At 71.9% G+C, this 22,751-nt stretch carries 24 protein-coding genes; 7 read left to right on the top strand and 17 right to left on the bottom strand.

What is annotated here, in order from left to right; genetic code table 11:
• Positions 1-95 precede the first annotated feature (95 nt).
• Together ACIPYQ_RS04965 and ACIPYQ_RS04960 are read left to right on the top strand one after the other, a co-directional pair.
• On the top strand, positions 96-1,040 hold the full coding sequence (locus ACIPYQ_RS04965) for an ATP-binding cassette domain-containing protein (protein WP_401246181.1): 945 nt from the start codon (positions 96-98) through the stop codon (positions 1,038-1,040).
• Positions 1,037-1,792, top strand: coding sequence for an ABC transporter permease (locus ACIPYQ_RS04960; RefSeq protein WP_401246178.1), 756 nt, complete (start codon positions 1,037-1,039; stop codon positions 1,790-1,792). The genes ACIPYQ_RS04965 and ACIPYQ_RS04960 overlap by 4 nt, the downstream gene beginning before the upstream one ends.
• A gap of 51 nt (positions 1,793-1,843) precedes the next feature.
• Here the strand turns inward: ACIPYQ_RS04960 and ACIPYQ_RS04955 are convergent, their stop codons facing one another.
• Both ACIPYQ_RS04955 and ACIPYQ_RS04950 read right to left on the bottom strand, forming a co-directional pair.
• Complete coding sequence (locus ACIPYQ_RS04955) at positions 1,844-2,116, bottom strand: DUF1876 domain-containing protein (RefSeq protein ID WP_401246176.1); 273 nt, start codon at positions 2,114-2,116, stop codon at positions 1,844-1,846.
• Between the two features lie 119 nt (positions 2,117-2,235).
• The gene (locus ACIPYQ_RS04950; protein ID WP_401246173.1) at positions 2,236-2,841 is read right to left on the bottom strand and encodes a hypothetical protein; all 606 of its coding nucleotides are present in this window, start codon (positions 2,839-2,841) and stop codon (positions 2,236-2,238) included.
• A gap of 121 nt (positions 2,842-2,962) precedes the next feature.
• Between ACIPYQ_RS04950 and ACIPYQ_RS04945 the strand changes: the two genes are divergently transcribed.
• Positions 2,963-3,307, top strand: coding sequence for a hypothetical protein (locus ACIPYQ_RS04945; protein WP_361768693.1), 345 nt, complete (start codon positions 2,963-2,965; stop codon positions 3,305-3,307).
• Positions 3,308-3,315: 8 nt separating this feature from the next.
• Here ACIPYQ_RS04945 and hemB read toward each other — a convergent pair whose 3' ends face one another.
• The 7 genes from hemB to ACIPYQ_RS04910 form a co-directional block, all read right to left on the bottom strand.
• Positions 3,316-4,314, bottom strand: a complete 999-nt coding sequence (gene hemB, locus ACIPYQ_RS04940) for a porphobilinogen synthase (RefSeq protein ID WP_383574896.1) — start codon at positions 4,312-4,314, stop codon at positions 3,316-3,318.
• 83 nt (positions 4,315-4,397) lie between these two features.
• Positions 4,398-5,648, bottom strand: a complete 1,251-nt coding sequence (locus tag ACIPYQ_RS04935) for a HEAT repeat domain-containing protein (RefSeq protein ID WP_401246171.1) — start codon at positions 5,646-5,648, stop codon at positions 4,398-4,400.
• A gap of 589 nt (positions 5,649-6,237) precedes the next feature.
• Positions 6,238-7,905, bottom strand: coding sequence for a uroporphyrinogen-III synthase (locus tag ACIPYQ_RS04930; protein WP_401246168.1), 1,668 nt, complete (start codon positions 7,903-7,905; stop codon positions 6,238-6,240).
• Positions 7,902-8,870 (bottom strand): hydroxymethylbilane synthase, encoded by a 969-nt coding sequence (gene hemC / locus ACIPYQ_RS04925; protein ID WP_361768701.1) that lies wholly within the window; start codon positions 8,868-8,870, stop codon positions 7,902-7,904. The genes ACIPYQ_RS04930 and hemC overlap by 4 nt, the downstream gene beginning before the upstream one ends.
• Entirely contained in the window at positions 8,867-10,558 is a 1,692-nt protein-coding gene (locus tag ACIPYQ_RS04920; protein WP_401246164.1) for a glutamyl-tRNA reductase, read from the bottom strand. The genes hemC and ACIPYQ_RS04920 overlap by 4 nt, the downstream gene beginning before the upstream one ends.
• Entirely contained in the window at positions 10,555-11,361 is an 807-nt protein-coding gene (locus tag ACIPYQ_RS04915) for a redox-sensing transcriptional repressor Rex (RefSeq protein ID WP_401246161.1), read from the bottom strand. Before ACIPYQ_RS04915 ends, ACIPYQ_RS04920 begins: the two co-directional genes overlap by 4 nt.
• A 273-nt stretch (positions 11,362-11,634) precedes the next feature.
• Positions 11,635-11,913 (bottom strand): glutaredoxin family protein, encoded by a 279-nt coding sequence (locus tag ACIPYQ_RS04910; RefSeq protein ID WP_361768707.1) that lies wholly within the window; start codon positions 11,911-11,913, stop codon positions 11,635-11,637.
• Between the two features lie 80 nt (positions 11,914-11,993).
• Here ACIPYQ_RS04910 and ACIPYQ_RS04905 point away from each other — a divergent pair, with 80 nt between their 5' ends.
• The 3 genes from ACIPYQ_RS04905 (at position 11,994) to ACIPYQ_RS04895 (ending at position 15,579) form a co-directional block, all read left to right on the top strand.
• Entirely contained in the window at positions 11,994-12,959 is a 966-nt protein-coding gene (locus ACIPYQ_RS04905) for an HAD family hydrolase (protein ID WP_401246158.1), read from the top strand.
• A gap of 360 nt (positions 12,960-13,319) precedes the next feature.
• On the top strand, positions 13,320-14,135 hold the full coding sequence (locus ACIPYQ_RS04900; RefSeq protein WP_361768711.1) for an ECF subfamily RNA polymerase sigma factor, BldN family: 816 nt from the start codon (positions 13,320-13,322) through the stop codon (positions 14,133-14,135).
• 235 nt (positions 14,136-14,370) lie between these two features.
• Positions 14,371-15,579 (top strand): DUF5667 domain-containing protein, encoded by a 1,209-nt coding sequence (locus ACIPYQ_RS04895; protein WP_401246154.1) that lies wholly within the window; start codon positions 14,371-14,373, stop codon positions 15,577-15,579.
• A 127-nt stretch (positions 15,580-15,706) separates the two neighbouring features.
• Here the strand turns inward: ACIPYQ_RS04895 and ACIPYQ_RS04890 are convergent, their stop codons facing one another.
• The 8 genes from ACIPYQ_RS04890 to ACIPYQ_RS04855 form a co-directional block, all read right to left on the bottom strand.
• The gene (locus ACIPYQ_RS04890; RefSeq protein WP_401246151.1) at positions 15,707-16,693 is read right to left on the bottom strand and encodes a lysophospholipid acyltransferase family protein; all 987 of its coding nucleotides are present in this window, start codon (positions 16,691-16,693) and stop codon (positions 15,707-15,709) included.
• Entirely contained in the window at positions 16,693-17,769 is a 1,077-nt protein-coding gene (locus ACIPYQ_RS04885; RefSeq protein ID WP_401246148.1) for an NAD-dependent epimerase/dehydratase family protein, read from the bottom strand. Before ACIPYQ_RS04885 ends, ACIPYQ_RS04890 begins: the two co-directional genes overlap by 1 nt.
• 95 nt (positions 17,770-17,864) lie before the next feature.
• Positions 17,865-17,963, bottom strand: coding sequence for a 30S ribosomal protein bS22 (locus tag ACIPYQ_RS04880; protein ID WP_003948845.1), 99 nt, complete (start codon positions 17,961-17,963; stop codon positions 17,865-17,867).
• A 121-nt stretch (positions 17,964-18,084) separates the two neighbouring features.
• Entirely contained in the window at positions 18,085-18,294 is a 210-nt protein-coding gene (locus ACIPYQ_RS04875) for a helix-turn-helix domain-containing protein (RefSeq protein ID WP_008738568.1), read from the bottom strand.
• A 114-nt stretch (positions 18,295-18,408) separates the two neighbouring features.
• A complete protein-coding gene (locus ACIPYQ_RS04870) occupies positions 18,409-19,239 on the bottom strand; it encodes a phosphatase (protein ID WP_401246145.1) in 831 nt (276 codons plus the stop codon).
• A gap of 96 nt (positions 19,240-19,335) precedes the next feature.
• Positions 19,336-20,484, bottom strand: a complete 1,149-nt coding sequence (locus ACIPYQ_RS04865) for an acetoin utilization protein AcuC (RefSeq protein WP_401247643.1) — start codon at positions 20,482-20,484, stop codon at positions 19,336-19,338.
• Positions 20,456-21,682, bottom strand: a complete 1,227-nt coding sequence (locus ACIPYQ_RS04860) for an MFS transporter (RefSeq protein WP_401246142.1) — start codon at positions 21,680-21,682, stop codon at positions 20,456-20,458. Before ACIPYQ_RS04860 ends, ACIPYQ_RS04865 begins: the two co-directional genes overlap by 29 nt.
• 43 nt (positions 21,683-21,725) lie before the next feature.
• Positions 21,726-22,379: an HAD family hydrolase gene (locus tag ACIPYQ_RS04855; RefSeq protein ID WP_361770923.1), complete on the bottom strand. Its 654-nt coding sequence runs from the start codon at positions 22,377-22,379 to the stop codon at positions 21,726-21,728.
• Positions 22,380-22,481: 102 nt separating this feature from the next.
• Here ACIPYQ_RS04855 and ACIPYQ_RS04850 point away from each other — a divergent pair, with 102 nt between their 5' ends.
• Positions 22,482-22,625, top strand: a complete 144-nt coding sequence (locus ACIPYQ_RS04850; RefSeq protein ID WP_401246140.1) for a hypothetical protein — start codon at positions 22,482-22,484, stop codon at positions 22,623-22,625.
• Positions 22,626-22,751: the final 126 nt, after the last annotated feature.

Below are 22,751 nucleotides of genomic sequence, written 5' to 3'. Positions count from 1 at the left end.
CCACTCCTCGATTGACCCCCATCCTAGTTCTGTGTATTACTTACACAGAAGAGCGTAAGGCATACGCAGAAGCTGGGAAGGGAGCACCATCCCCCATGACCACGCACGCCTCCGGCGCCCACGGCGGTCTCGGCATCCACGCCACCGGGCTGACCAAGTCCTACGGTGACCTCCGCGTCCTCGACGGCATCGACCTCGCCGTCCCGCGCGGCAGCGTCCTCGCCCTCCTCGGCCCCAACGGCGCCGGCAAGACCACCACCGTCCGGATCCTCGCCACCCTCACCGCCGCCGACGCCGGCACCGCCCGGATCGCCGGCCACGACACCATCACCGCACGCGCCCGCGTCCGCGAACTCATCTCCCTCACCGGCCAGTTCGCCGCCCTCGACGAGCTCCTGACCGGCGCCGAGACCCTCCGCATGATGGGGCGCCTCGCCGGGCTCTCCCCGCGCGCCGCCCGCACCCGCGCCGACGAGCTCCTCGCCCGCTTCGGCCTCACCGAGGCCGCCGGCCGCACCTCGAAGACGTACTCCGGCGGCATGCGCCGCCGCCTCGACCTCGCGGCGAGCCTCGTCTCCCGGCCCGAGGTGGTCTTCCTGGACGAGCCGACCAACGGCCTCGACCCGCGCAGCCGCCAGGACCTGTGGGACCTCGTACGGGAGCTGCGCGCCGACGGCACCACCGTCCTGCTCACCACCCAGTACCTGGAGGAGGCCGACCGGCTCGCCGACCGCGTCGCCGTCCTGTCCGGCGGCCGCATCGCCGCCGAGGGCACCCCGGCCGAACTCAAGGCCCGCGTCGCCGGACACCGCCTGGACCTGACCCTCGCCACCGGCGCCGCCTACGAAGCCCTCGCCCCGCGCGCCGTCCACCTCGACCCCGACGCGCTCACCCTCGGCCTGCCCACCGACGGCAGCGCCGCCCACGTCCGGGCCCTGCTCGACGAACTCGACCCGGACCGCACCGCCGTGGACCGCTTCGCCGTCCGCAGCGCCACCCTCGACGACGTGTTCCTCACCCTGACGGGAGCCGACCGATGACCGCCCTGCCCGTGAGCGCCCTGGCCCTGGCCGGCCGCAGCCTGCGCATCAGCAGCCGCCGGCCCGACGCCCTGATCGGCGCCCTGATGCTGCCCGTCATGCTGATGCTGATCTTCGTCTACTTCTTCGGCGGGGCCATCGACACCGGGACGGAGTACGTGACGTACGTGGTGCCCGGCGCCATGCTGCTCTGCGCGGGCTTCGGCGCGGCGAGCACCGCCGTCAGCGTCGCCGAGGACATGACGAACGGCGTGATCGACCGCTTCCGCTCCCTCGACATCGGCGCCATCCCGATCCTCGCCGGGCACGTCACCGCCTCGGTCCTGCGCAACCTGATCTCCACCACCCTGGTCCTCGCGGTCGCCCTTGCCATCGGCTTCCGGCCCCAAGCCGGACCGGCCGCCTTCCTCGCCGCGGCCGGCCTGCTGCTCACGTACATCACGGCGATCTCGTGGCTGGCCGCCGCACTCGGCCTGCTCGCCAAGTCCCCGGAGGCGGCGGGCGGCTTCACCTTCCTGATGATGTTCCTGCCGTACCCGTCCAGCGCCTTCGTCCCCATCGACACCATGCCGGGCTGGCTGCACGGCTTCGCCGACCACCAGCCGCTGACCCCCGTGATCGAATCCCTGCGCGCCCTGCTCCTGGCACAGCCCGCGGGCGCCGCGCCCTGGGTGGCCCTGACCTGGTGCGCGGGCATCACGGCGGTGGCCGTGACCCTGTCCGCGGTCCTGTTCCGCAGCAGGACCCGCTGAGGGGCTCCTCACCAGGAGAAGCCCCTCGGCACGCCGACGGCGCGTACCCGCTCAACGGTTGAGCGGATAGGAGTGCCGGCCCGTCGCCTCGTCGATCTCGGCGTGGGCCTTCTGCAGCATCTGCGACGCGAGATCCATGAGCGCGCGAGCGCCCGCGATCTCTTCCCCGACCCTCAGCTGCTCCGGGTCGGAGGGGTGACGCAGGGCATAGCCCCGCGCCCTGATCTCGGAGCCGTCCCCGAGTCTGACCAGGGCCGCCGCACTGGTGCGGTGGCCCTCCTCGGTGAATTCGAGCTCCACATGCCACCCGACCAGCGTGGACATGGTGCATCACCTCCAGGGGGTCACCCTTCCCTCCAGGGTGCGCCCGCGGCGGATGCGGCGCGAGCCGGGCGCCGGCGGCGCTCCGTAGGCCGGCTGCACCCGGCCGACGGGCTCTTCACTCAGACGTCGTCGAAGGCCCAGAACAGCCCGACCTCGGTCTCGGAGACCACGACCAGGCCGCAGTCCTCCCCGTAGTAGGTCATCGGCATCCAGCCGATGGATGTGCCCCCGAACTCCAGCGTGCCGACGTGCCCGACAGAGCTGACGTTGGTGTAGCAGGTGAACGCGTCCCCGTAGCGGGCGAGGACGGTGCGGGCCATGTCCTGCAGCTCGTCGAAGCTCTCGGTGAACCGTTCGAGGTTCCGCAGTCTGCAGCCGCCGTCGGTGAGGGCGAGCAGGAGGTTCTCGGCGCTCGCACGGTCGATCTCGTGCATCCGTTCCCCGACGTCGGCCGGCGTGAGCGGGCGGGCCGGATCGTCCCTGAACGACGGGCGGCAGAACGGGACGGCGGGGTGTTCCGGGGAGCGCTCGTTCGCGGTGTCGTCGAGCCCGACCCAGCCGCGCGGATCGGGGACGGCGCGTTCCATGACGGCGAGCACGTCGGCCGGCCAGTCCTCGTGCTTGCGCGGACCGGTGGCGATGAACACGAACCCGTCCTCGTACAGGTGCTGCACCGCGGATTCCCAGCACTCCTGGACCTTGAGATCGCCGTCCGTGATGTCCACCCCTCGTTGGCACTGCCGTGCCACATACGCACGTACGCCTACGAGGTTCACAGGTCAGCGGCCCCTTCACCTGAGTACGCGCACTCATGTTCGGGATCTTCTCGCGGAGTTCACTGGACCCATGACCCCGGACACCGCCCGCCACCCCCGCGCGTTCGTCGCGCCGCTCGTCTCCACCCTGCTCACGCTGCCGCTCGCGGCCGTCGCGTTCTTCTTCGTCGGGATGTCCCCGATGGCCTGCGACTCCTGCGGTGACGCGGCGAGCGACCGGTTCGACGCCTCCTACGGCATCGCCTTCCCGGTGTTCGGGTCCGGCCTGGCCGTGGTCCTGGTCCTGCTGCTCGCCGCGTGGGCGCTGCCCTGGCAGCGGCGTCACGCCGCCGCCAGGGTGTGGTTCTCGGTGGCCGCTCCGGCCGCCGTCGTCCTCGACTTCATCGTCTTCCACGGCCTCGTCGACTGGCCGTAGAGAGCGGGTCAGGCGTTGCGCAGCCAGCCGGCGACCTCGGTCGCCCAGTAGGTGAGGATCGTGTCCGCGCCCGCGCGCTTGATGCCCAGCAGGGTCTCCAGGATGGCCCGGTCCCGCTCGATCCAGCCCTTCTCCGCGGCCGCCTCGATCATCGCGAACTCGCCGCTGATCTGGTACGCCGCCACCGGTACGTCGACCTCCTGCGCGACCCGGTACAGGATGTCGAGGTAGGGACCGGCCGGCTTGACCATCACCATGTCGGCGCCCTCCTCCAGGTCGAGGGCGAGCTCCCGCAGGGACTCCCGCGCGTTCGCCGGGTCCTGCTGGTAGGTCTTGCGGTCACCCTGCAACGACGAGGCCACGGCCTCCCGGAAGGGACCGTAGAAGGCGGACGAGTACTTCGCCGTGTACGCCAGGATCGAGACGTCCTCGTGCCCGGTCTCGTCCAGCGCGTCGCGGATGACGCCGACCTGGCCGTCCATCATCCCGCTGGGTCCGACCACGTGGACGCCCGCGTCCGCCTGGACCTGCGCCATCTCGGCGTACCGCTCCAGCGTCGCGTCGTTGTCGACACGCCCGTGCTCGTCCAGTACGCCACAGTGCCCGTGATCCGTGTACTCGTCGAGACACAGGTCGGACATGATCACCAGATCGTCCCCCACCTCGGCCTTCACATCACGGATCGCGACCTGCAGGATCCCGTCCGGCTCGGTGCCCGCCGTGCCCAGCGCGTCCTTGTTCTCGTCGGCCGGCACACCGAACAGCATGATCCCCGCGACCCCTGCCTCGACCGCCTCCACGGCGGCCTTCCGCAGCGTGTCCCGGGTGTGCTGGACGACGCCCGGCATCGCGGAGATCGCCAGGGGCTCGCTGATGCCCTCCCGTACGAACGCGGGGAGGATCAGGTCCGAGGGGTGCAGCCGGTTCTCCGCGACCATCCGCCGCATCGCCGGGGTGGTGCGCAGCCGGCGGGGCCGCGAGCCGGGGAAGGATCCGTACGTGCTCATGTTCCAGTCGCCTCTTCGAGCATCGACAGCAGTCGCCCCCAGCCTAGAGCCCGCCCGGGACGCGTCCGCGCGGGGCGGCGGCGTCACCCGCTCCGCTCGTTTCGCATGCGCCACCGCCACAGGCCGTCCCAGCGGTGGTCGTCCTCGTGCTCCCGGCCCCGCGGCCCCACCCGCCCGTACGCCTCGGGCGTGCGCGGGTCGTCCCGCAGGGCGAGCCCGAACGCCCCGTGGAGGCGCAGCACCTGCTCGTCCGAGGCGAGGAGTCCGAACAGGGCCTCGGTGCCGGCCGGTGAACGGTCGCGGCCCGAGGCCACGGCATAGGAGGCCGCGCTCCGCACCTGCGGGTCCGGGTCCCCGAACAGGGACACCAGCAACTCCCGGTCCTCCCCCGACCACACCTCCCGGCCCAGTGCGCCTGCGGCGGCGGCCCGCACCTCCGGTTCCGGGTCGCCTGCGAGGACACGCAGGGCCTGGGCGGCGCCGCCGGTCCACGGCGGGTCGAAGAGGCCGGGCACCTCCCGGCGCACCCGCGGATCCGGATGCCCCGCGTGCCCCAGCGCGATGTCCGGCGCGCCCGGGACCTCCTCGCGGGACATGAGCGCGAGCAGGCCGGCCAGGACACCGCCGTCGGTCTCCGTCCGCGCCCACGAAGCGAGCAGCCGGCCCCGCTCCCGCTCGTACCAGCGCGAGTGCAGGCTCAGGCCCGCTTGCATGAACCCGTAGCCGAGGAAGTCGAGGACGAAGGCGCGGTGCACGCGCGAGGGGTGCCGGTGGAACGCCACCACCTGCGACCACGTCTCGGGGCTGCGCCGGCAGGCCAGGGCCCAGCAGGACGCCGACCAGTCGACGTGGTCCTCCGAGTGCCGCACCGCACGAGCCACCAGCTCCTCCACCGGCGTCAGGATCCGCAACTCCTGCTCCAGCTCGGTGAGGACCGCTCCGTGCCCGGCCCGAACGGTCCGCCCGCCGAGCGTGACCGTCCCGACGTGGAGGTACTCGCCTTCCTGCACGCGCCCGGTGCGGGCCGGGCCCTGCGCGCCCGTCCGGCGGCGCAGTTCCGCCTCCGCGCCCGCCTCGTACCAGTGCCGGGCCGTGGCGAGCAGCCGCTCCCGCTGTTCCTGCGGCAACCGCAGCACCCCGCGGTTGACCGCCGAGACCATCGCCGGGGAGCCACCCTCGACGGCCCGCAGCAGCGGGGTCGTACCGTCCGGCAGCCGCCGGTGCGGGTCCGCGCCGCCCTCCACCAAGGCCTCGGCCACCTCGTGCGCGAACGCCTCCACCGCCGCGCAGAGCGCCGTCAGCCCATCGGCGTCCGGATCCGCCAGTCCCGTCATCCCCACCCCTTCGTCCGGCCGCGATCCTCCCCAGGCCCGGCCCGGCCACAACCGAATTGCGGCTCCGGCGGGGCGGGTTGGCGCGCCTCAAAGACCGGGGCTCCGCCCCTCACCCTCCCCCAGACTCCGTCCGGGGGGACCCCCCACTCCTCAAACGCCGGAGGCGCTGGAACAGTGCGGCGAGGCTGGATGGTGCGGCTCAAAGATCGGGGCTCCGCCCCGCACCCCGCGCCTCAAACGCCGGCGAGGCTGGATTGGTGCGGCGAGGCTGAAGTTTGCCGGTTGGGCAGGGGACGGGTGTGTGCAGGGGCGCTCCCCGCAGGGCGTCGAACGCAAGGTGCCCCGGCCCGCCGACCCCCCGACACGTTCGACGCCCGAGGAGACGCCCCGGAACACACCCGGCCCAAGCCGCACCGACCGCCCCCGGCCCGAGCGGCGCGGCCATCTCGTACACCGGCCCCCGCCGACCCCGCCCGAGCGGCGCAGCCAACCGGCCCGGCCCAGGCCGCACCGACCGCCCCCGGCCAAAACAAGGGCGGGGCCCGACGCACCAGCGCCGAACCCCGCCCTCGTACTGCTCAGCCCACCACTACGTGGTACGCCGCCGCCGCGCCCCCGGCCGGCGCTCGCTCGGCCGGAACACCGTCTCGCCGGCCTCCTTCGCCGCCTCGCGGCGCGCCGCACCGTACTCGGCCAACGCCTCCGCCAGCTTGCCGACACTCGGCTCCGGGGACAGCACGTCCACCCGCAGCCCGTGCTCCTCCGCCGTCTTGGCCGTCGCCGGCCCGATACACGCGATCACGGTCACGTTGTGCGGCTTCCCGGCGATGCCGACCAGGTTCCGCACGGTGGAGCTCGACGTGAAGAGCACGGCGTCGAAGCCGCCGCCCTTGATCGCCTCGCGCGTGTCCGCCGGCGGCGGCGACGCGCGCACGGTCCGGTAGGCGGTGACGTCGTCGACCTCCCACCCGAGCTCGATCAGCCCGGCGACCAGCGTCTCGGTCGCGATGTCGGCCCGCGGCAGGAACACGCGGTCGATCGGGTCGAAGACCGGGTCGTACGGCGGCCAGTCCTCCAGCAGCCCGGCCGCGGACTGCTCGCCGCTCGGCACCAGGTCCGGCTTCACGCCGAACTCCACGAGCGCGGCCGCGGTCTGCTCGCCCACCGCGGCGACCTTGATGCCCGCGAAGGCGCGCGCGTCGAGCCCGTACTCCTCGAACTTCTCCCGCACCGCCTTCACGGCGTTCACGCTCGTGAAAGCGATCCACTCGTACCGGCCCGTCACCAGGCCCTTCACCGCGCGCTCCATCTGCTGCGGGGTGCGCGGCGGCTCCACGGCGATGGTCGGCACCTCGTGCGGTACCGCGCCGTACGAACGCAGCTGGTCGGAGAGCGAGGCGGCCTGCTCCTTGGTGCGCGGTACGAGGACCCGCCAGCCGAACAGCGGCTTCGACTCGAACCAGGCCAGGTCCTCGCGCCGCGCGGCGGCGCTGTGCTCACCGACCACGGCTATGACGGGCCGGCCGCCCTCGGGCGAGGGGAGCACCTTGCCCTGCTTGAACACCTGGGCGATCGTGCCCAGCGTCGCGGACCAGGTGCGCTGCCGCGTGGTGGTGCCGGCGACGGTCACCGTGAGCGGGGTGTCGGGCTTGCGCCCGGCGCCCACCAGCTCGGCGGCGGCCGCCGAGACGGTCTCCAGCGTCGCGGAGACGACGAGGATCCCGTCGCTCGCGCCGACCTCGCTCCAGCAGCGCGCCGAGGCGGTCTTCGCGTCGACGAACCGGACGTCGGCGCCCTGCTTGTCACGCAGTGGGACACCGGCGTACGCGGGCACGCCCACCGCGGTCGCGACTCCGGGCACCACCTCGAAGGGAATGCCGGCGGTGGCGCAGACGAGCATCTCCTCGGCCGCGTTGCCGTCGAGCCCGGGGTCGCCCGTGACGGCACGTACGACCCGCCTGCCGGAGCGTGCGGCCTCCATGACAAGATTGGCCGCGTCCCGGATCACGGGGACACCGGCGGCTGCTGACACTTCGTCAGCGATCGTCAGCTGCGGCGTGTCGACATTCGCGCGCGCATGCGTCCGTACGACCTCGAGCACCTCGGGCTCCGCGATCAGTACGTCCGCGGCGGCGAGCGCCTCGACGGCGCGCAGCGTCAGCAGACCCGGGTCGCCGGGGCCGGCACCGAGGAAGGTGACGCGTCCGTGGGCGGCGACGGCCGGAAAAGCGGAGGTGGTCGGACTTGAGGGGTTCAAAGCGATCGCTCCCCCATCAGACCGGCCGCGCCCTTGGCCAGCATCTCGTCCGCGAGTTCGCGGCCGAGAGCCATGGCCTCGTCGTACGACTGGGGCACGGGACCGGTGGTGGACAGCTGCACCAGCGTCGAGCCGTCGAGGGTTCCGACGACGCCGCGCAGGCGCATTTCATTGGCAGTCTGACCGTCGGCCAGAAGATCGGCGAACGCGCCCACGGGTGCGCTGCAGCCGGCCTCCAGGGCGGCGAGCAGAGAACGCTCGGCGGTCACGGCGGCCCGGGTGAACGGGTCGTCGAGTTCGCCGAGCGCGGCGATGAGGTCCGTATCGGACGCGAGGCACTCCACGGCCAGGGCGCCCTGGCCGGGGGCCGGCAGGACGTTGTCGACGGAGAGCAGGTCGGTCGCCTCGTCACCGCGACCGATCCGGTTGAGGCCGGCGGCCGCGAGCACGACGGCGTCGAGCTCGCCGTCGCGGACGAAGCCGATCCGGGTGTCGACGTTGCCGCGGATGGGCACCGTCTCGATCCGCTTGCCGAGCGACAGCGCCAGGTGGTTGAGCTGGGCCGTGCGCCGCGGCGAGCCGGTGCCGATGCGGGCACCGTCGGGCAGCTGCTCGAAGGTCAGGCCGTCCCGCGCGACGAGCGCGTCCCGCGCGTCCTCGCGGCGCGGCATGGCCGCGATCACGAGGTCGTCGGGCTGCGCGGTCGGCAGGTCCTTCAGCGAGTGCACGGCGAAGTCGACCTCGCCCCGCAGCAGCGCGTCGCGCAGGGCGGTGACGAACACGCCCGTCCCGCCGATCTGCGCGAGGTGCTCGCGCGAGACGTCGCCGTAGGTCGTGATCTCCACGAGCTCGACGGGCCGGCCGGTGAGCGCCCGTACCGCGTCGGCGACGTGCCCCGACTGGGACATGGCCAGCTTGCTCCGCCGCGTACCGAGCCGCAGCGGCTGGTCGGGACGTGTGTTCATGATGCCCGTCCTGGGTCGTCGTCGTTCATCGGATCGGCCGCGTCCGCCCGGCTGACGGAAGCAACCGTCTGAGGGTCGAGGTCGAAGAGTTCGCGCAGCGCCTCCGCGTACCCGGCGCCGCCGGGCTCGCTGGCGAGCTGCTTGACGCGCACGGTCGGCGCGTGGAGGAGCTTGTCCACGACGCGGCGCACGGTCTGGGTCACCTCGGCGCGCTGCCGTTCGTCGAGGTCGGGCACCCGCCCGTCGAGCCGCGCCACTTCCATGGCCACGACCTCGGCCGCCATGGCGCGCAGGGCGACGACGGTGGGCGTGATGTGCGCGGCCCGCTGTGCGGCCCCGAAGGCGGCCACTTCCTCCGCGACTATGCCGCGTACGGCGTCCACGTCGGCCGCCATCGGGGCGTCCGCGGACGCCTCGGCCAGGCTTTCGATGTCGACGAGCCGCACGCCGGGGATCCGGTGCACGGCGGCATCGATGTCCCGGGGCATGGCCAGGTCGAGCAGCGCGAGCCGGACGGCCGTCGCGTCGGTCTGCGTACGGGCGCTCCTGCGCGGCTGCCGCTGCGCGGCGGCCTCGCCCTGGTCGGCCCAGGTCCCGTGCAGTTCGAGGGAGTTGGCGTCGACCCCGGTCAGCGCCGCCCGCCCGTCCGGCCCGACAGGACACCCGTCGGCCTCAACAGCGGCACTGATGGTCCGAGCAGCCCCGGCATCGGCCAGCCGCCCCCCGTCCCGGGCAGCGTCGACGAGCCGCGCAATGACGGCCGCATCCACCGATCCCAGCCCCGCCGGCACATCCAGCCCGGCCGGCACATCCAGCCCCGCCGGCGTTTGAGGCGCGGGGTCTGGGGCGGAGCCCCAGGACACGGCGGCCAGCACGTCATCGGCGGTCAGCACAAGCCCCGTGGCCCCGGTGCAGGACACCACCACATCGACTCGTGTCAGCTCATCGGCGACCCGAGCCATGGGCACGGCCACGGCCGAGACCCCGGTGCCCGAGGCAACCAGAATCTCCGCAAGCCGCTCCGCCCGCTCCGCGGTCCGGTTCGCCACGACGATCTCCGCGACCCCGACCCGCGCCAGCGTCGCCGCCGCCAGCGAGGACATCGACCCGGCGCCGATCACCAGCGCCCGCTTCCCCGCGGCCCACTCCCCGACGGGAACCCGCACGGCCAGCTGCTCCAGCCCGAAGGTGACCAGCGACTGGCCCGCGCGGTCGATCCCGGTCTCCGAGTGCGCCCGCTTGCCGACCCGCAGCGCCTGCTGGAACAGGTCGTTGATCAGCCGGCCGGCGGTGTGCAGCTCCTGCCCCAGCGCCAGCGCGTCCTTGATCTGGCCGAGGATCTGCCCCTCGCCCACGACCATCGAGTCCAGCCCGCACGCCACCGAGAACAGGTGGTGCACCGCGCGGTCCTCGTAGTGCACGTAGAGGTACGGGGTGAGCTCTTCCAGGGCCACTCCGCTGTGCTGGGCCAGCAGCGTGGACAGCTCGGCCACACCGGCGTGGAACTTGTCCACGTCGGCGTACAGCTCGATCCGGTTGCAGGTGGCGAGCACCGCCGCCTCCGCCGCGGGTTCCGCGGCGAGGGTGTCGTGCAGCAGCTTGATCTTGGCGTCCGCGGACAGCGAGGCCCGCTCCAGGACGCTCACGGGTGCGCTGCGGTGGCTCAGCCCTACGACGAGCAGACTCATGCCGGCATCACCGCCGGGTGGTCACCGTCGGGGTTGCCCTTGCGCGCCTCGGCGGCCGCGCGGCCGGCCGGCGGCACGACGGCCGCGGCGGGGGCGGCGCCGCCCACGGAGGAGCCGCCTGCGGCAGCGGCGGCCGCTTCCTCGCCGGCCTTGCGCTGCTCGTGGAAGGCGAGGATCTGGAGCTCGATGGAGAGGTCGACCTTGCGCACGTCCACGCCGTCGGGCACGGACAGCACGGTCGGCGCGAAGTTCAGGATGGAGGTGACCCCGGCCGCGATCAGGCGCTCGCTGACCTGCTGGGCGGCGCCGGCGGGCGTGGCGATGACGCCGATCGAGACGCCGTTCTCCTCGATGATCTTCTCCAGATCATCGGTGTGCTGCACGGCCATGCCCGCGACCGGCTTGCCGGCCATCGCCGGGTCCGCGTCGATGAGGGCCGCGACGCGGAAGCCGCGCGCGGAGAATCCGCCGTAGTTGGCGAGCGCGGCGCCGAGGTTACCGATGCCGACGATGACGACCGGCCAGTCCTGGGTCAGGCCGAGCTCGCGGGAGATCTGGTAGACGAGGTACTCGACGTCGTAGCCGACGCCGCGCGTCCCGTAGGAACCGAGGTACGAGAAGTCCTTGCGCAGCTTCGCGGAGTTGACTCCGGCGGCGGCTGCGAGCTCCTCGGAGGACACCGTGGGCACCGATCGCTCGGAGAGCGCGGTGAGGGCACGCAAGTACAGCGGAAGCCGGGCGACAGTGGCCTCGGGAATACCTCGGCTGCGGGTCGCCGGTCGGTGAGTTCGGCCAGTTGCCACGATGCTCCTGCGGGATGAGCGGGGCTGCAGGCGGTCACTTGTCCCAAGACCGCCCCGTCGACAGCAGGCTATGCCTTTGTGAACGCGTGCACAAAGATTGTGTCCGCTTTGTCCGAGCAAAGTGACCGGGGTCACGCGACCTCGGCGTGGAAACCCGGAACCGGCCGCACGCCGAACCCGTTCAAATCCCAAAGGGGGCAAAACCGTGCACACTCCTCACAGATACGCCCCCGAGACCCCACAAATCGCCCATGATGGTAACCGGGAAGAGGGTCAGGCCTCCAACGCCCGCCGGAGCCGGTCCGGGTTCACCCTCCAGAAGGTGTGCTGCTCGCCGTCGACGAGCACCACCGGGATCTGCTCCCAGTACAGCCGGTAGAGCTCCTCGTCCTGCGAGATGTCCTTCTTCTCCCACTGCGCTCCGGTCTCGGCGCAGACCTTCGCGACCACCTCCTCGGCGTCGTCGCACAGGTGACACCCGGGCTTCCCGACCAGCGTCACCATCCGCTCGCCGGGACGCTTCTTTTCCTTACGGCGCAACAAAGGGCTCATGGCTTCATTCTCCCGAAGTGTTAACGCCTCCGTTTCCCATCGGTTCGGGAAGTACCGAACACAGTGGCTATGCTCGCCGCATGGCCGCTCTCGGATGGCTCACCCCTCGTAGACGCTCCGCAACCGCACGGAGCGTGCTGGCAGGCGAGGCCTCGGCGGAGGCCGCCCGCAAGACGGCGCTGGCCGGAGCCGGGGCCGAGGCCGGGACCGAGGCACCCGCGCCCGAGGCGCCCCCGGAAGAGCCCCCGGCCGAGCCGGAGTTCCCGGTCGCCGGTGACGACCTCGCCGCCGCCTTCTTCGACCTCGACAACACCGTCATGCAGGGCGCCGCGATCTTCCACTTCGGCCGCGGCCTCTACAAGCGCGAGTTCTTCCAGCGCCGCGAACTCGCCCGCTTCGCCTGGCAGCAGGCCTGGTTCCGGCTCGCCGGGGTCGAGGACCCCGAGCACATGCAGGACGCCCGCGACAGCGCCCTGTCCATCGTCAAGGGCCACAAGGTCTCCGAGCTGATGGCCATCGGCGAGGAGATCTACGACGAGTACATGGCCGAGCGGATCTGGCCGGGCACCCGCGCCCTGGCCCAGGCCCACCTCGACGCCGGCCAGAAGGTGTGGCTGGTCACCGCCGCCCCCGTGGAGACGGCCACGATCATCGCCCGCCGGCTCGGCCTGACCGGGGCCCTGGGCACCGTCGCCGAGTCCGTCGACGGCGTCTACACCGGCCGCCTGGTCGGCGAGCCGCTGCACGGCCCCGCCAAGGCCGAGGCGGTCCGCGCCCTGGCCGCCGCCGAGGGGCTGGACCTCGAGCGCTGCGCGGCGTACAGCGATTCGCACAACGACATCCCGATGCTGTCGCTGGTCGGACATCCGTACGCGATCAATCCGGACACAAAACTGCGCAAGCATGCCCGTACCAACGACTGGCGGCTGCGCGACTACCGGACCGGCCGCAAGGCCGTGAAGGTCGGCGTCCCGGCGGCCGCCGGCGTCGGCGCGATCGCGGGCGGCGCGGCCGCCGCCATCGCCCTGCACCGCCGCCGCAAGTAACAACGGCAGGCCCGGGCGCCGCCGCCCCCCGCGCGCGGCGGGTCCCGGCGCGCCCCCGGGCATTCGCTCACCTCTACCCGCACCCCCTGCGCTCCACTCCGCGCTGCCCGACCCGGTCGCGGGGCCTCTTGGAAGCGTCCATTCCGCGTATCCAAGTGATCAAGAATCGATCACCAACAGCGACTGAATATGCCCTCGACACGCAACAGAAGTGTCGGAACCGGTGATTTGAGCAACTGGGTGTAGCACTGCCTGTACGAAGCGTTATTCTCCTCAAACGCATGCCACCGGCCATCTGTCGCCACGACGGGTGAACGGTCCCGCACTGCACGTGATGGAAGCTCTGCCTCTGGGAGTCCCGTGTACCCACCTGTCGGGGTTGACGCCTCGGGCCTGGCTCAGCTGCGCGCGACGGTCCTCGACCACCTGCGCGGCTTCGTCCCCACCGCGTACACCGTCCCCGCCTTCGCCGCAGCGGTCCCCGCCGGTATCGGCCCGGCCGGTCCTTGCTACGCCCTGACCGACGGCGGCGCGACGGTGGGCAGACGAGGTCGCGCGGCCGGGGGCTCGAACGGCGCAGCCGGCACGAGCACCCAGGCCACCCCCCGCCGCCCCACGGCGGACAGCGACCAGGCCCGCATGATGGACCTGGTCGAACGAGCCCAGGCGGGCGAGGCCGATGCCTTCGGCCGCCTCTACGACCAGTACAGCGACACGGTCTACCGCTACATCTACTACCGGGTCGGAGGGAAGGCGACCGCGGAGGACCTCACAAGCGAGACCTTTCTGCGCGCGCTGCGCCGCATCTCCACCTTCACCTGGCAGGGCCGCGACTTCGGCGCCTGGCTCGTGACGATCGCCCGCAACCTGGTGGCCGACCACTTCAAGTCCAGCCGCTTCCGGCTGGAGGTCACCACCGGAGAGATGCTCGACGCCAACGAGGTCGAGCGCAGCCCCGAGGACTCCGTCCTGGAGTCCCTCTCCAACGCGGCGCTGCTGGAGGCCGTGCGGAAGCTCAATCCGCAGCAGCAGGAGTGCGTGACCCTGCGCTTCCTGCAGGGCCTCTCGGTCGCCGAGACGGCCCGGGTCATGGGGAAGAACGAAGGAGCCATCAAGACGCTCCAGTACCGGGCGGTCCGCACCCTGGCCCGTCTCCTCCCGGACGACGCCCGCTGACCCCCTCACAAATCAACACAACCTCACATACATCCGGTGACCCCTCGATGACGCTGTGGTCCGATCATCCTTCGTCCGTAACCCAAGTGCCGCGACGCTCGTTGTGCGGAATGCAGACTCCCTGTGGACACGCCTTGCCCGAAGCCGCTCACTCGAAAGTGTGGATGTGCTCAAGGAAGGCAACCTTCCGGACCCCTTGGGGAGTCGATCGTCATGACGAGAGGAGGTGCCGCCAGTGATCGCGAACGTGACTCCGCACCGGCGGGCGTACGCCTTCGCCCAGGCCCTGGAGGATCGGACCCCGTCCGACCTTTCGGAACCGGACCCGGCGGCCGAGCAGTCCGAGGCACCTGCCGAACCTGCCGACCACGACCGGTTGTTGGCCCTGGCGAGCGTGCTCGGCGAAAGAATGCCGCGCCCGGTGCTGGACCCCGAGGTCAAGGTGGTGCAGCGAGCCCAGCTCGTTGCCGCCATGGAGGCCATGGTGTTGGAAGAGAGGGCCGGGGGCGGTGCCGCCTCAGACCCTCAAGTGCCCGAGCAGCGGACCGGCCGCGGCGCCCACCGGGCGACCCCGCTCCGGAAATTGCGACCCCGCTCCCGCTGGTCCAAGGGCATCGCAGCGGGCGGCCTCACCGTGGGTGTGGCCGCAGGGGCCTTCAGCGGAGTGGCCGCTGCCAGTTCCGACGCCCTGCCCGGTGACCACCTCTACCCCGTGAAGCGGGGCATGGAGGACCTGAAGCTGGGGATGGCCGACGACGACGCGGACCGGGGCGAGCTCTACCTCGACCAGGCCTCGAACCGTCTGTCGGAAGCCCGCAGGCTGATGGAACGGGGCCGGCTGGGCGACCTGGACCACGAGTCCCTGGGCGCGATCCGCCGCGCCCTGGCGGGCGTGAAGCACGACGCGGAGGAGGGCCACCGGCTCCTCCAGGCGGCGTACGAACGGGACGGCTCGCTCGGCCCGATCCAGAAGCTGTCGTCGTTCTCCCGCTCCCACCGCGACGCGTGGGGCAAGCTCCGCGAGAGGCTCCCGGCACAGCTCACGGACGTGGGCGGTCAGGTGGAGTCGGTCTTCCAGGCCATAGACGAAGACGTGGCGCCGCTCCAGAGCCTGCTCCCCAAGCCACCTGAGCAGACCCGCGGCACCGGCACGCCCCCCGGCAGCTCCTCGCACAAGCCGGGCACCCCCAGCGGCACACAGCAGTCCGCCCCGGCCGCGGGAACGCCCTCGGGCAGCCCCGCGCCGTCCCCCTCGGGCAGCACCCGGCCACCGGCCGGCGGCGGCCTCCTGGGCGGTACGGGCGACCTGCTCAACCCGCCGGCGGGAGAGTCGGCCCCGCCCCCCTCGGGCACCCCGGAGCAGCCCAGGCCGGACATCACCCTCCCGCCCCTCCTCCCGGGCATCCTCCCGGGCCTGGGCCTGGGCGCGGAGGACGCGGAGTAGCAAAACGGCGGGGCTGGAACACTCCAGCCCCGCCTCACCAATCCAGCCCCGCCGGCGTTTGAGGCGTGGGGGTCCCCCCGGACGGAGTCTGGGGGAGGGTCTGGGGCGGAGCCCCGGCAACGGCGGGTCAGAAGAACACGGACCTCCGCTGCACGAGCAGCTTGTACAGCGTGTGCTGAATCTGCTCCCGCACCTGATCCGTCAGGTTGAACATCAGCATCGGATCCTCCGCCGCCTCGGCCGCATACCCCGCCGTGGAAATCGGCTCGCCGAACTGGATCGTCCACTTCGTCGGCAACGGCACCGCCCCCAACGGCCCCAGCCACGGAAACGTCGGCGTGATCGGGAAGTACGGGACCCCCAGCAGCCGCGCCAGCGTCTTCGCGTTGCCGACCATGGGGTAGATCTCCTCCGCCCCCACGATCGAGCAGGGCACGATCGGCGTCCCCGCCCGCAGCGCCGTGGACACGAACCCGCCCCGGCCGAACCGCTGCAGCTTGTACCGGTCCCCGAACGGCTTCCCTATCCCCTTGAAGCCCTCCGGCATCACACCGACGAGTTCCCCGGCCTCCAGCAGCCGCTGCGCGTCCTCCGCGCACGCCAGGGTGTGCCCGGCCTTCCGGGCCAGCTCGTTGACCACCGGCAGCATGAACACCAGGTCCGCCGCCAGCAGCCGCAGGTGACGCTGTGCCGGGTGGCGGTCGTGCACGGCGACCTGGAGCATCAGGCCGTCCAGCGGCAGCGTCCCGGAGTGGTTGGCCACGATCAGCGCGCCACCCTCCGCGGGGATGTTCTCGATGCCCCTGACCTCGACCCGGAAGTACTTGTCGTACAGCGGCCGCATCAGGGACATCAGGACCTGGTCCGTCAGTTCCTTGTCGTAGCCGAACTCGTCGACCTCGTAGTCCCCGGTGATCCGCCGCCGCAGGAAGGCCAGCCCGCCCGCGATCCGCCGGTCCCAGCCGTCACCGGGCTCCGCCGGAGCCGGCTCGGGCGCCGGCTCGGGCGCGAGCGGCTGCTCCAGCGGCTCCGCGGGGGACAGCGCACGCACCCGGCGGGGGATCCGCCGGCGCGACCGGTCCTCGTCGAACGGAATGACCTTGGCGTCCGCCACTATCTCTTCGCTCCTTCAACCGCGTCGGCATCGACATCGGGCCCGTCCGCCCCCAGCATGGCCGCCATCCGGTCCACGGCCCGCCCGACCCGCTCCGGCGGCAGCAGCCCGCTCCCCCGGCTCCGCGCGAAGTCCGCGAAGGTCTCGGCGGTCGTGTAGAGCGGCTCGAAGCCGAGGACCTCCCGCATCTGCGTGGTCTCCACGACCCGGCCGTGCGTGAGCAGCCTCATCTGCTCCGCCGAGAAGTCGGTGACCCCGACCGCCCGCAGCGCGGAACCCACCCACGTCAGCGCGGGCAGCAGCAGCGGCATCGTGGGCCGTCCCAGCCGCCGCGAACACTGCGACAGCAGCAGCACGCCGTCACCCGCGATGTTGAAGGTCCCGCTGTTCAGCGTCCCGCGCCTGGGCTCCTGTGCGGCGAGCCGCAGGACCTCGAGCACGTCGTCCTCGTGCACGAACTGCAGCCGCGGGTCGTAGCCCAGCACGGTCGGCATCACAGGGATCGAGAAGTACTCGGCGAGGGCCGAGTCCGCGAAGGGCCCCAGGATGTTCGCGAACCGCAGCACGCACACCGCGACGTCCGGCCGCCTGCGCGCGAAGCCGCGTACGTAGCCCTCGACCTCGGCGGCGTCCTTGGCGAAGCCGCCCGCGGGCAGCGATTTCGGTTCGGTGGTCTCGGTGAAGACGGCCGGATCCCGGGAGGTGCCCCCGTACACGCTGGTACTGGACTTCACCACGAGCCGTCGTACCGTGGGCGACTTCTGGCAGGCCCCGAGGAGCTGCATCGTCCCGATGACGTTCGTTTCCTTGACGGCGCTGCGCGCGCCGCCGGCGCCCGCGGCGCCCCCGGTGACCGCCAGGTGGACCACCGTGTCCACGGCGTTCTCGGCGAGCACACGGGCGATCGCCGACTGCCTGATGTCCGTACGGACGAACTCAGCGGATCCGAGCCGGTGCGGCGGTGTCACCGCGTCCACCGCGATCACCCGCTCGACCTCCGGGTCACGCTGGATCCGGCGCACGAAGCGGCCGCCCAACTGCCGGGCTGCCCCGGTGACGAGTACGACCTTCCCCACGAGCTCAGCGCCTCCCTCGAAGAAGTCCCCCGGCTGCACCGCAGCCCCTCCACCAGGATGGTGGAGGGGCTGCGGAGAACACGTACAGCTGCCGTTTACTTCTTGTTACGGCGCTGGACGCGGGTGCGCTTGAGCAGCTTGCGGTGCTTCTTCTTAGCCATCCGCTTGCGCCGCTTCTTGATAACAGAGCCCACGACTACCCTCGCTCACTTCTCTTCATTCGGTGCGGGGCGTCGGGGCCCACACGACCTACGTCGGCCTAGCCTACCGTCCCGAGCTCTGAGCTTGTAATCCGAGGGCGTGCCGGGGTCAGTCTCAGGCCGACTCCACCCCCACATAGGACTCTCGGAGGTACTCGTGGACCGCGTTTTCGGGGACCCGGAAGGACCGGCCCACCCGGATTGCGGGCAGATGACCGTTGTGCACCAGCCGGTACACGGTCATCTTCGACACTCGCATCACCGAGGCAACCTCCGCCACGGTCAGGAACTGAACCTCGCTGAGAGGCCTCTCGCCAGCAGCCATGACACACCTTGACCTTCCGCGCATGACGGGCACCGGCTTCCCCTCCGGTTACTCCTCGTCGTCGCACGCTCACTCCCCAGAGTAGGGGCGCGTGATACGAGTGGGGAAGAGGAGCTACGGCCACTCCTGCCGCCCCCTCAGACTCGCCCGGCCGAGCACGTAGCGGGTAAGCGGTCGGTAGTAGTCCGCTCGCACCGCGTCATCAAGTGGAACGGCCACCGAGACCCGCCCCTCGGCCTCCCCGACGAACAGCGCGGGATCGTCCGTGTCCGCCAGCCCGATCGCCTCCACACCGAGCTGACCTGCGCCGCAGACCCACCCGTGGTCCCCCACGACCAGCTCCGGCAGCGGCCCGCCGGCCTCCGCGAGGGCCCCCAGAGCGATCCGAACCGGCAGGGGTGAATGGGTGTGCACGCCGGTCGCACTCCCCGGCACCCGCACGCCGGGTTCCCGCACCAGCGCGACCCCCCGTACGTATTCGATGCGGTACGTGCGTACGCCGAACCGGGTCGCCATGTCGACACTCACCCCCTGCGCCGGAGTGAGGACAACACATCCCGCCGCCGACATCGCCTCGGCCAAACCGGCGTAGAAGCCCAGGAGCCGATGCGGGTGACCGGTCCCGAACAGCACGGGCGCCCGCGCCCGCACCGCCTCCCGCAGCCGCCCCGCGAAGGCCTCCAGCGCGGCCACCGTCCGCTCCGGGTCGATCACGTCCGGCCCGCTGACGTGCGCCGGGTCCGCCGAGACACCGCACTTGTCCGCCATCAGCCTCAGCAGGTCACCCTCGCCCCAGCCCCACTCCGGATCCAGCCCCAGCATCACCCGCGGATCGCGCGCCGCGAACAGCCGGTAACTGCGCAGGCTCTCCTCCCGGGAGGTGGCGACGGGCCCGGCCAACCGGGCGGCCAGCAGATGCGCACGCAGCGCGCCGGTGCTCAACACCCTCCGATGCTGCCTCCAACACATCTGGCAGGTCATCAATTCCGGGGAACAGCCCCACCGTTGGCGTAACGATGCGGCAAGGTCACCCAGAAGGGGTCACGTCAGCATTCCGCGCAGCGGGAACACCGCCCGCCGCGTGGCGAGAACGGCTTGATCCGTGCGGTCCGCCGGGTCGTACCCCGCCTCCCAGTCCCGCCACGACGGCGTCCGCCCGTCCGTCATCCGGGCCGGCGCCAGTTGCCGCGTCCGCGCGTACACCTCGTCCCGCCACGACGCCGGGACCGCCGACTCCGGATCCACCGGCCGGTGCGCGGCGATCGCCACCAGGTGCGTCCACGACCGCGGTACGACGTCCACCACCGCGTACCCGCCGCCGCCCAGCGCCAGCCACCTGCCGTCCGCGTACTCGTGCGCGAGCCGGTGACAGGACTCCTGGACGGCCCGCTGGGCGTCCAGGGACACCGCCAGGTGGGCCAGGGGGTCCTCGAAGTGCGTATCGGCCCCGTGCTGGGTCACCAGCACCTGCGGCCGGAAGTCCGCCAGCAGCTCCGGCACGACTCCGTGGAAGGCCCGCAGCCACCCCTCGTCCCCGGTCCCGGCGGGCAGCGCGATGTTCACCGCCGACCCCTCGGCGGCCGGCCCACCGGTCTCCTCCGGCCAGCCGGTCTGCGGGAACAGCGTCCGCGGATGCTCGTGCATCGAGATCGTCAGCACCCGCGGGTCGTCCCAGAAGGCCGCCTGCACGCCGTCCCCGTGATGGACGTCCACGTCCACGTAGGCGACCCGCTCGGCCCCCAGCTCCAGCAGCCGGGCGATCGCCAGCGACGCGTCGTTGTAGACGCAGAAACCGGCCGCCCCGCCCGGCATGGCGTGGTGCAGCCCGCCCGCGAAGTTCACCGCGTGCTCGGCCTCCCCGCTCCAGAGCGCCTCCGCGCCCGCCACGGACTGCCCGGCGATCAGCGCCGACGCCTCGTGCATGCCGGGGAAGGCCGGATCGTCCATGGTGCCCAGCCCGTACGAGCCGTCGGCGATCCCCGGGTCCGCGGACACCTCGCGCACCGCGGCCACGTAGTCCTCCCGGTGGACCAGCCGCAGCGTCGAGTCCCCGGCCGCCGGCGCCGCCCGCACCTCCATCGCCCGGTCCACGCCGAAGGCGCGCACCAGGCCCATGGTCAGCGCCAGGCGCACCGGGTCCATCGGATGGCTCGGTCCGAAGTCATACCTCGTTACCGCCTCGTCCCACATCAACAGCCCGTGCACCGGCTCGCCGCTCATGCCGGACACCGTATCGGGCCCCGTCTGAGCCGAACGAGCGGGCGTAGAAGAGTGTCACCAGCACCAACGCCATCGGCACCAGCATCGCGCCCCGGTAGCTCCAGGCGTCACCGATCCCGCCGACGAGCGGCGACCCGATCAGGAAGCCGACGTAGTTGAAGATGTTGAGCCGGGCGATGGCCGTGTCGGAGCTCTTCCCGGGGAAGAGCCTCCCGGCGGCGGCGAAGGTCTGCGGCACGATCACGCACAGCCCGATCCCCAGCAGAGTGAAGCCGAGCATCCCCACCCCCGCACCCGGCGCGGCCGCGACGACGGCGAAGCCGGCGGCGGCGACCAGCGTCCCGCCCCGCACCACGGCCGCGGCCCCGAACCGGCGCACGCCCAGGTCCCCGACGGCCCGCCCCATGAGGGTGGTCACCATGTAGACGTTGTAGGGGACCGTCGCCGTCTGCTCCGAGCTCCCGAGCACGTCCTGGAGGTACTTGGCACTCCAGTTCGCCACCGTCGAATCCCCGATGTACGCGCACGCCATCACCAGGCACAGCGGCAACAGCAGCTTGAAGCCGCCACTGCCCAGCCCCTTCTCCTCCACCTCCCCCGCGCCCGTCCCGTCCACGTAGCGCCGGCTCAGCAGCAGCACGAGCGGCACCAGCACGACGACGGCCGGCAGATAACCGGTGAACAGGCTCAGGTGCCAGTGCGCCCCCGCCCACGCGGCCGACGCACCCAGGATCCCGCCGAGGCTGTACGCGGCGTGGAAGCCGAGCATGATGCTGCGCCCGTACGCGCGCTGCAGGCTGACCCCGAGCATGTTCATCGAGGCGTCCAGCGCACCCACCGACAGTCCGAACGCCCCCAGGGCCACCGCCACGTGCCACATCTGGCTGCCGGTCCCGACGCCCAGCAGGGACAACAGCACGAGGGGCTGCGCCCACCGCAGTACGACGCTGGGCGCAACCCGCTTGACCAGGTGCTCGGTGGCGACGCTCGCCACGCCGGCGAGGATCGGCACGGCGGCGAGGAAGGCGGGCAGCAGCCCGTCGGATATCCCGTACCGGTCCTGGATGGCCGGGATCCGGGTCACGAGCAGCGCGAAGGCCACGCCCTGCGCGAAGAAGCTGAACCCCAGAGCGCCCCGGCCGCGCCGCAGCCGCACATCATCCGTCATGGCGCGTCAGCGTAGGGCGCGGGGCTACCCGTGGGTAGAGCGATCACACAGGCAGTTGGAGGAGCAGCGGGACCTGCATCATGTCCCCGAAGTAGCCGGTGGCACCGGGCAGCTCGTCCGCGGGCAGCATCGCGGTGTACGCGTACACGTCCATCCCGGCGGCCACGGCGGCCTGGATCCCGCGGGGGCTGTCCTCGATGACGACGCACCGGGCGGGCTCGACGCCCATCTGCCGTGCCGCGTGCAGGAACAGATCGGGCGCCGGCTTGCCCTGGCCCACGTCCTCGGAGCTGAAGATCCACTCCTCCTCGAACCACCCGTCGATCCCCGCCGCCAGGTGCCCGGCCCTGATCCGCTCGTGGCTCCCGGAGGAGGCCAGGCAGTATCCGACCCCGCTGGCGGTCAGCGCCCCGAGCACCTCCTCGATGCCGGCGACCGGCTTCAGCTCCCGCTCGAACGCGGCGAGGGTCCGCGCGGCCAGCGTCGCGTCGAAGTCCGCGGGCAGCCGCTCCCCGGTCCGCTCGAGGACGAGCTCGTGCACCCGCTGCACGGCGGCCCCCATGTAGTCGCGGAGCGATTCCTCGTACGTGGTCGGGTGCCCCAGCTCGGTCAGGTAGCCGGCGAGGACGCTGTTGGCGAGCGGCTCACTGTCCACCAGCACGCCGTCGCTGTCGAAGATGACGAGGTCATAGCCCATACCCCAACCTTACGAGCCGTCAGCTCAGGTCCCCGGCAACCCGGAGCTGGTGAACGGACGAACGGCAGAAGATTCCCGGACCGCCCCGTCGAACTGGATACGTTGGCCGGGCACCCACCCGTCGTCGTGGACCCCCGCAAGGACAAGAAGACCGTCACGGTGCACAGCGCCCCCTCGGAAGGGCCCACCGCCGGCCGCTGGACGCTCGACACGAGCAGCCTCAAAAGCTATCCCGCCGACTGGTGATGCGGTCTCGCGCAAAGCTTCGCGGGCCGTAAACGCAGAAAAGCCCCGCACCGAACCCCGAAAGGTTTGGTGCGGGGCTTCCCGCAATGATTGTTCGGCGGCGTCCTACTCTCCCACAGGGTCCCC

It is taken from the genome of Streptomyces sp. NPDC090045, assembly GCF_044747975.1.
In the GTDB taxonomy this organism is placed as follows: Bacteria; Actinomycetota; Actinomycetes; order Streptomycetales; family Streptomycetaceae; genus Streptomyces.
The sequence above is the reverse complement of the archived record's forward strand: the minus strand, read 5'-3'. Positions and strand labels throughout refer to the sequence as shown.

Coding starts and splice junctions, on each gene's coding strand:
- ACIPYQ_RS04965 (WP_401246181.1), top strand. CDS start 96: ATGACCACGCACGCCTCCGGCGCCCACGGCGGTCTCGGCATCCACGCC.
- ACIPYQ_RS04960 (WP_401246178.1), top strand. CDS start 1,037: ATGACCGCCCTGCCCGTGAGCGCCCTGGCCCTGGCCGGCCGCAGCCTG.
- ACIPYQ_RS04955 (WP_401246176.1), bottom strand. CDS start 2,116: ATGTCCACGCTGGTCGGGTGGCATGTGGAGCTCGAATTCACCGAGGAG.
- ACIPYQ_RS04945 (WP_361768693.1), top strand. CDS start 2,963: ATGACCCCGGACACCGCCCGCCACCCCCGCGCGTTCGTCGCGCCGCTC.
- hemB (WP_383574896.1), bottom strand. CDS start 4,314: ATGAGCACGTACGGATCCTTCCCCGGCTCGCGGCCCCGCCGGCTGCGC.
- ACIPYQ_RS04935 (WP_401246171.1), bottom strand. CDS start 5,648: ATGACGGGACTGGCGGATCCGGACGCCGATGGGCTGACGGCGCTCTGC.
- hemC (WP_361768701.1), bottom strand. CDS start 8,870: ATGAACACACGTCCCGACCAGCCGCTGCGGCTCGGTACGCGGCGGAGC.
- ACIPYQ_RS04920 (WP_401246164.1), bottom strand. CDS start 10,558: ATGAGTCTGCTCGTCGTAGGGCTGAGCCACCGCAGCGCACCCGTGAGC.
- ACIPYQ_RS04910 (WP_361768707.1), bottom strand. CDS start 11,913: ATGAGCCCTTTGTTGCGCCGTAAGGAAAAGAAGCGTCCCGGCGAGCGG.
- ACIPYQ_RS04905 (WP_401246158.1), top strand. CDS start 11,994: ATGGCCGCTCTCGGATGGCTCACCCCTCGTAGACGCTCCGCAACCGCA.
- ACIPYQ_RS04875 (WP_008738568.1), bottom strand. CDS start 18,294: ATGGCTGCTGGCGAGAGGCCTCTCAGCGAGGTTCAGTTCCTGACCGTG.
- ACIPYQ_RS04865 (WP_401247643.1), bottom strand. CDS start 20,484: ATGTGGGACGAGGCGGTAACGAGGTATGACTTCGGACCGAGCCATCCG.
- ACIPYQ_RS04860 (WP_401246142.1), bottom strand. CDS start 21,682: ATGACGGATGATGTGCGGCTGCGGCGCGGCCGGGGCGCTCTGGGGTTC.
- ACIPYQ_RS04855 (WP_361770923.1), bottom strand. CDS start 22,379: ATGGGCTATGACCTCGTCATCTTCGACAGCGACGGCGTGCTGGTGGAC.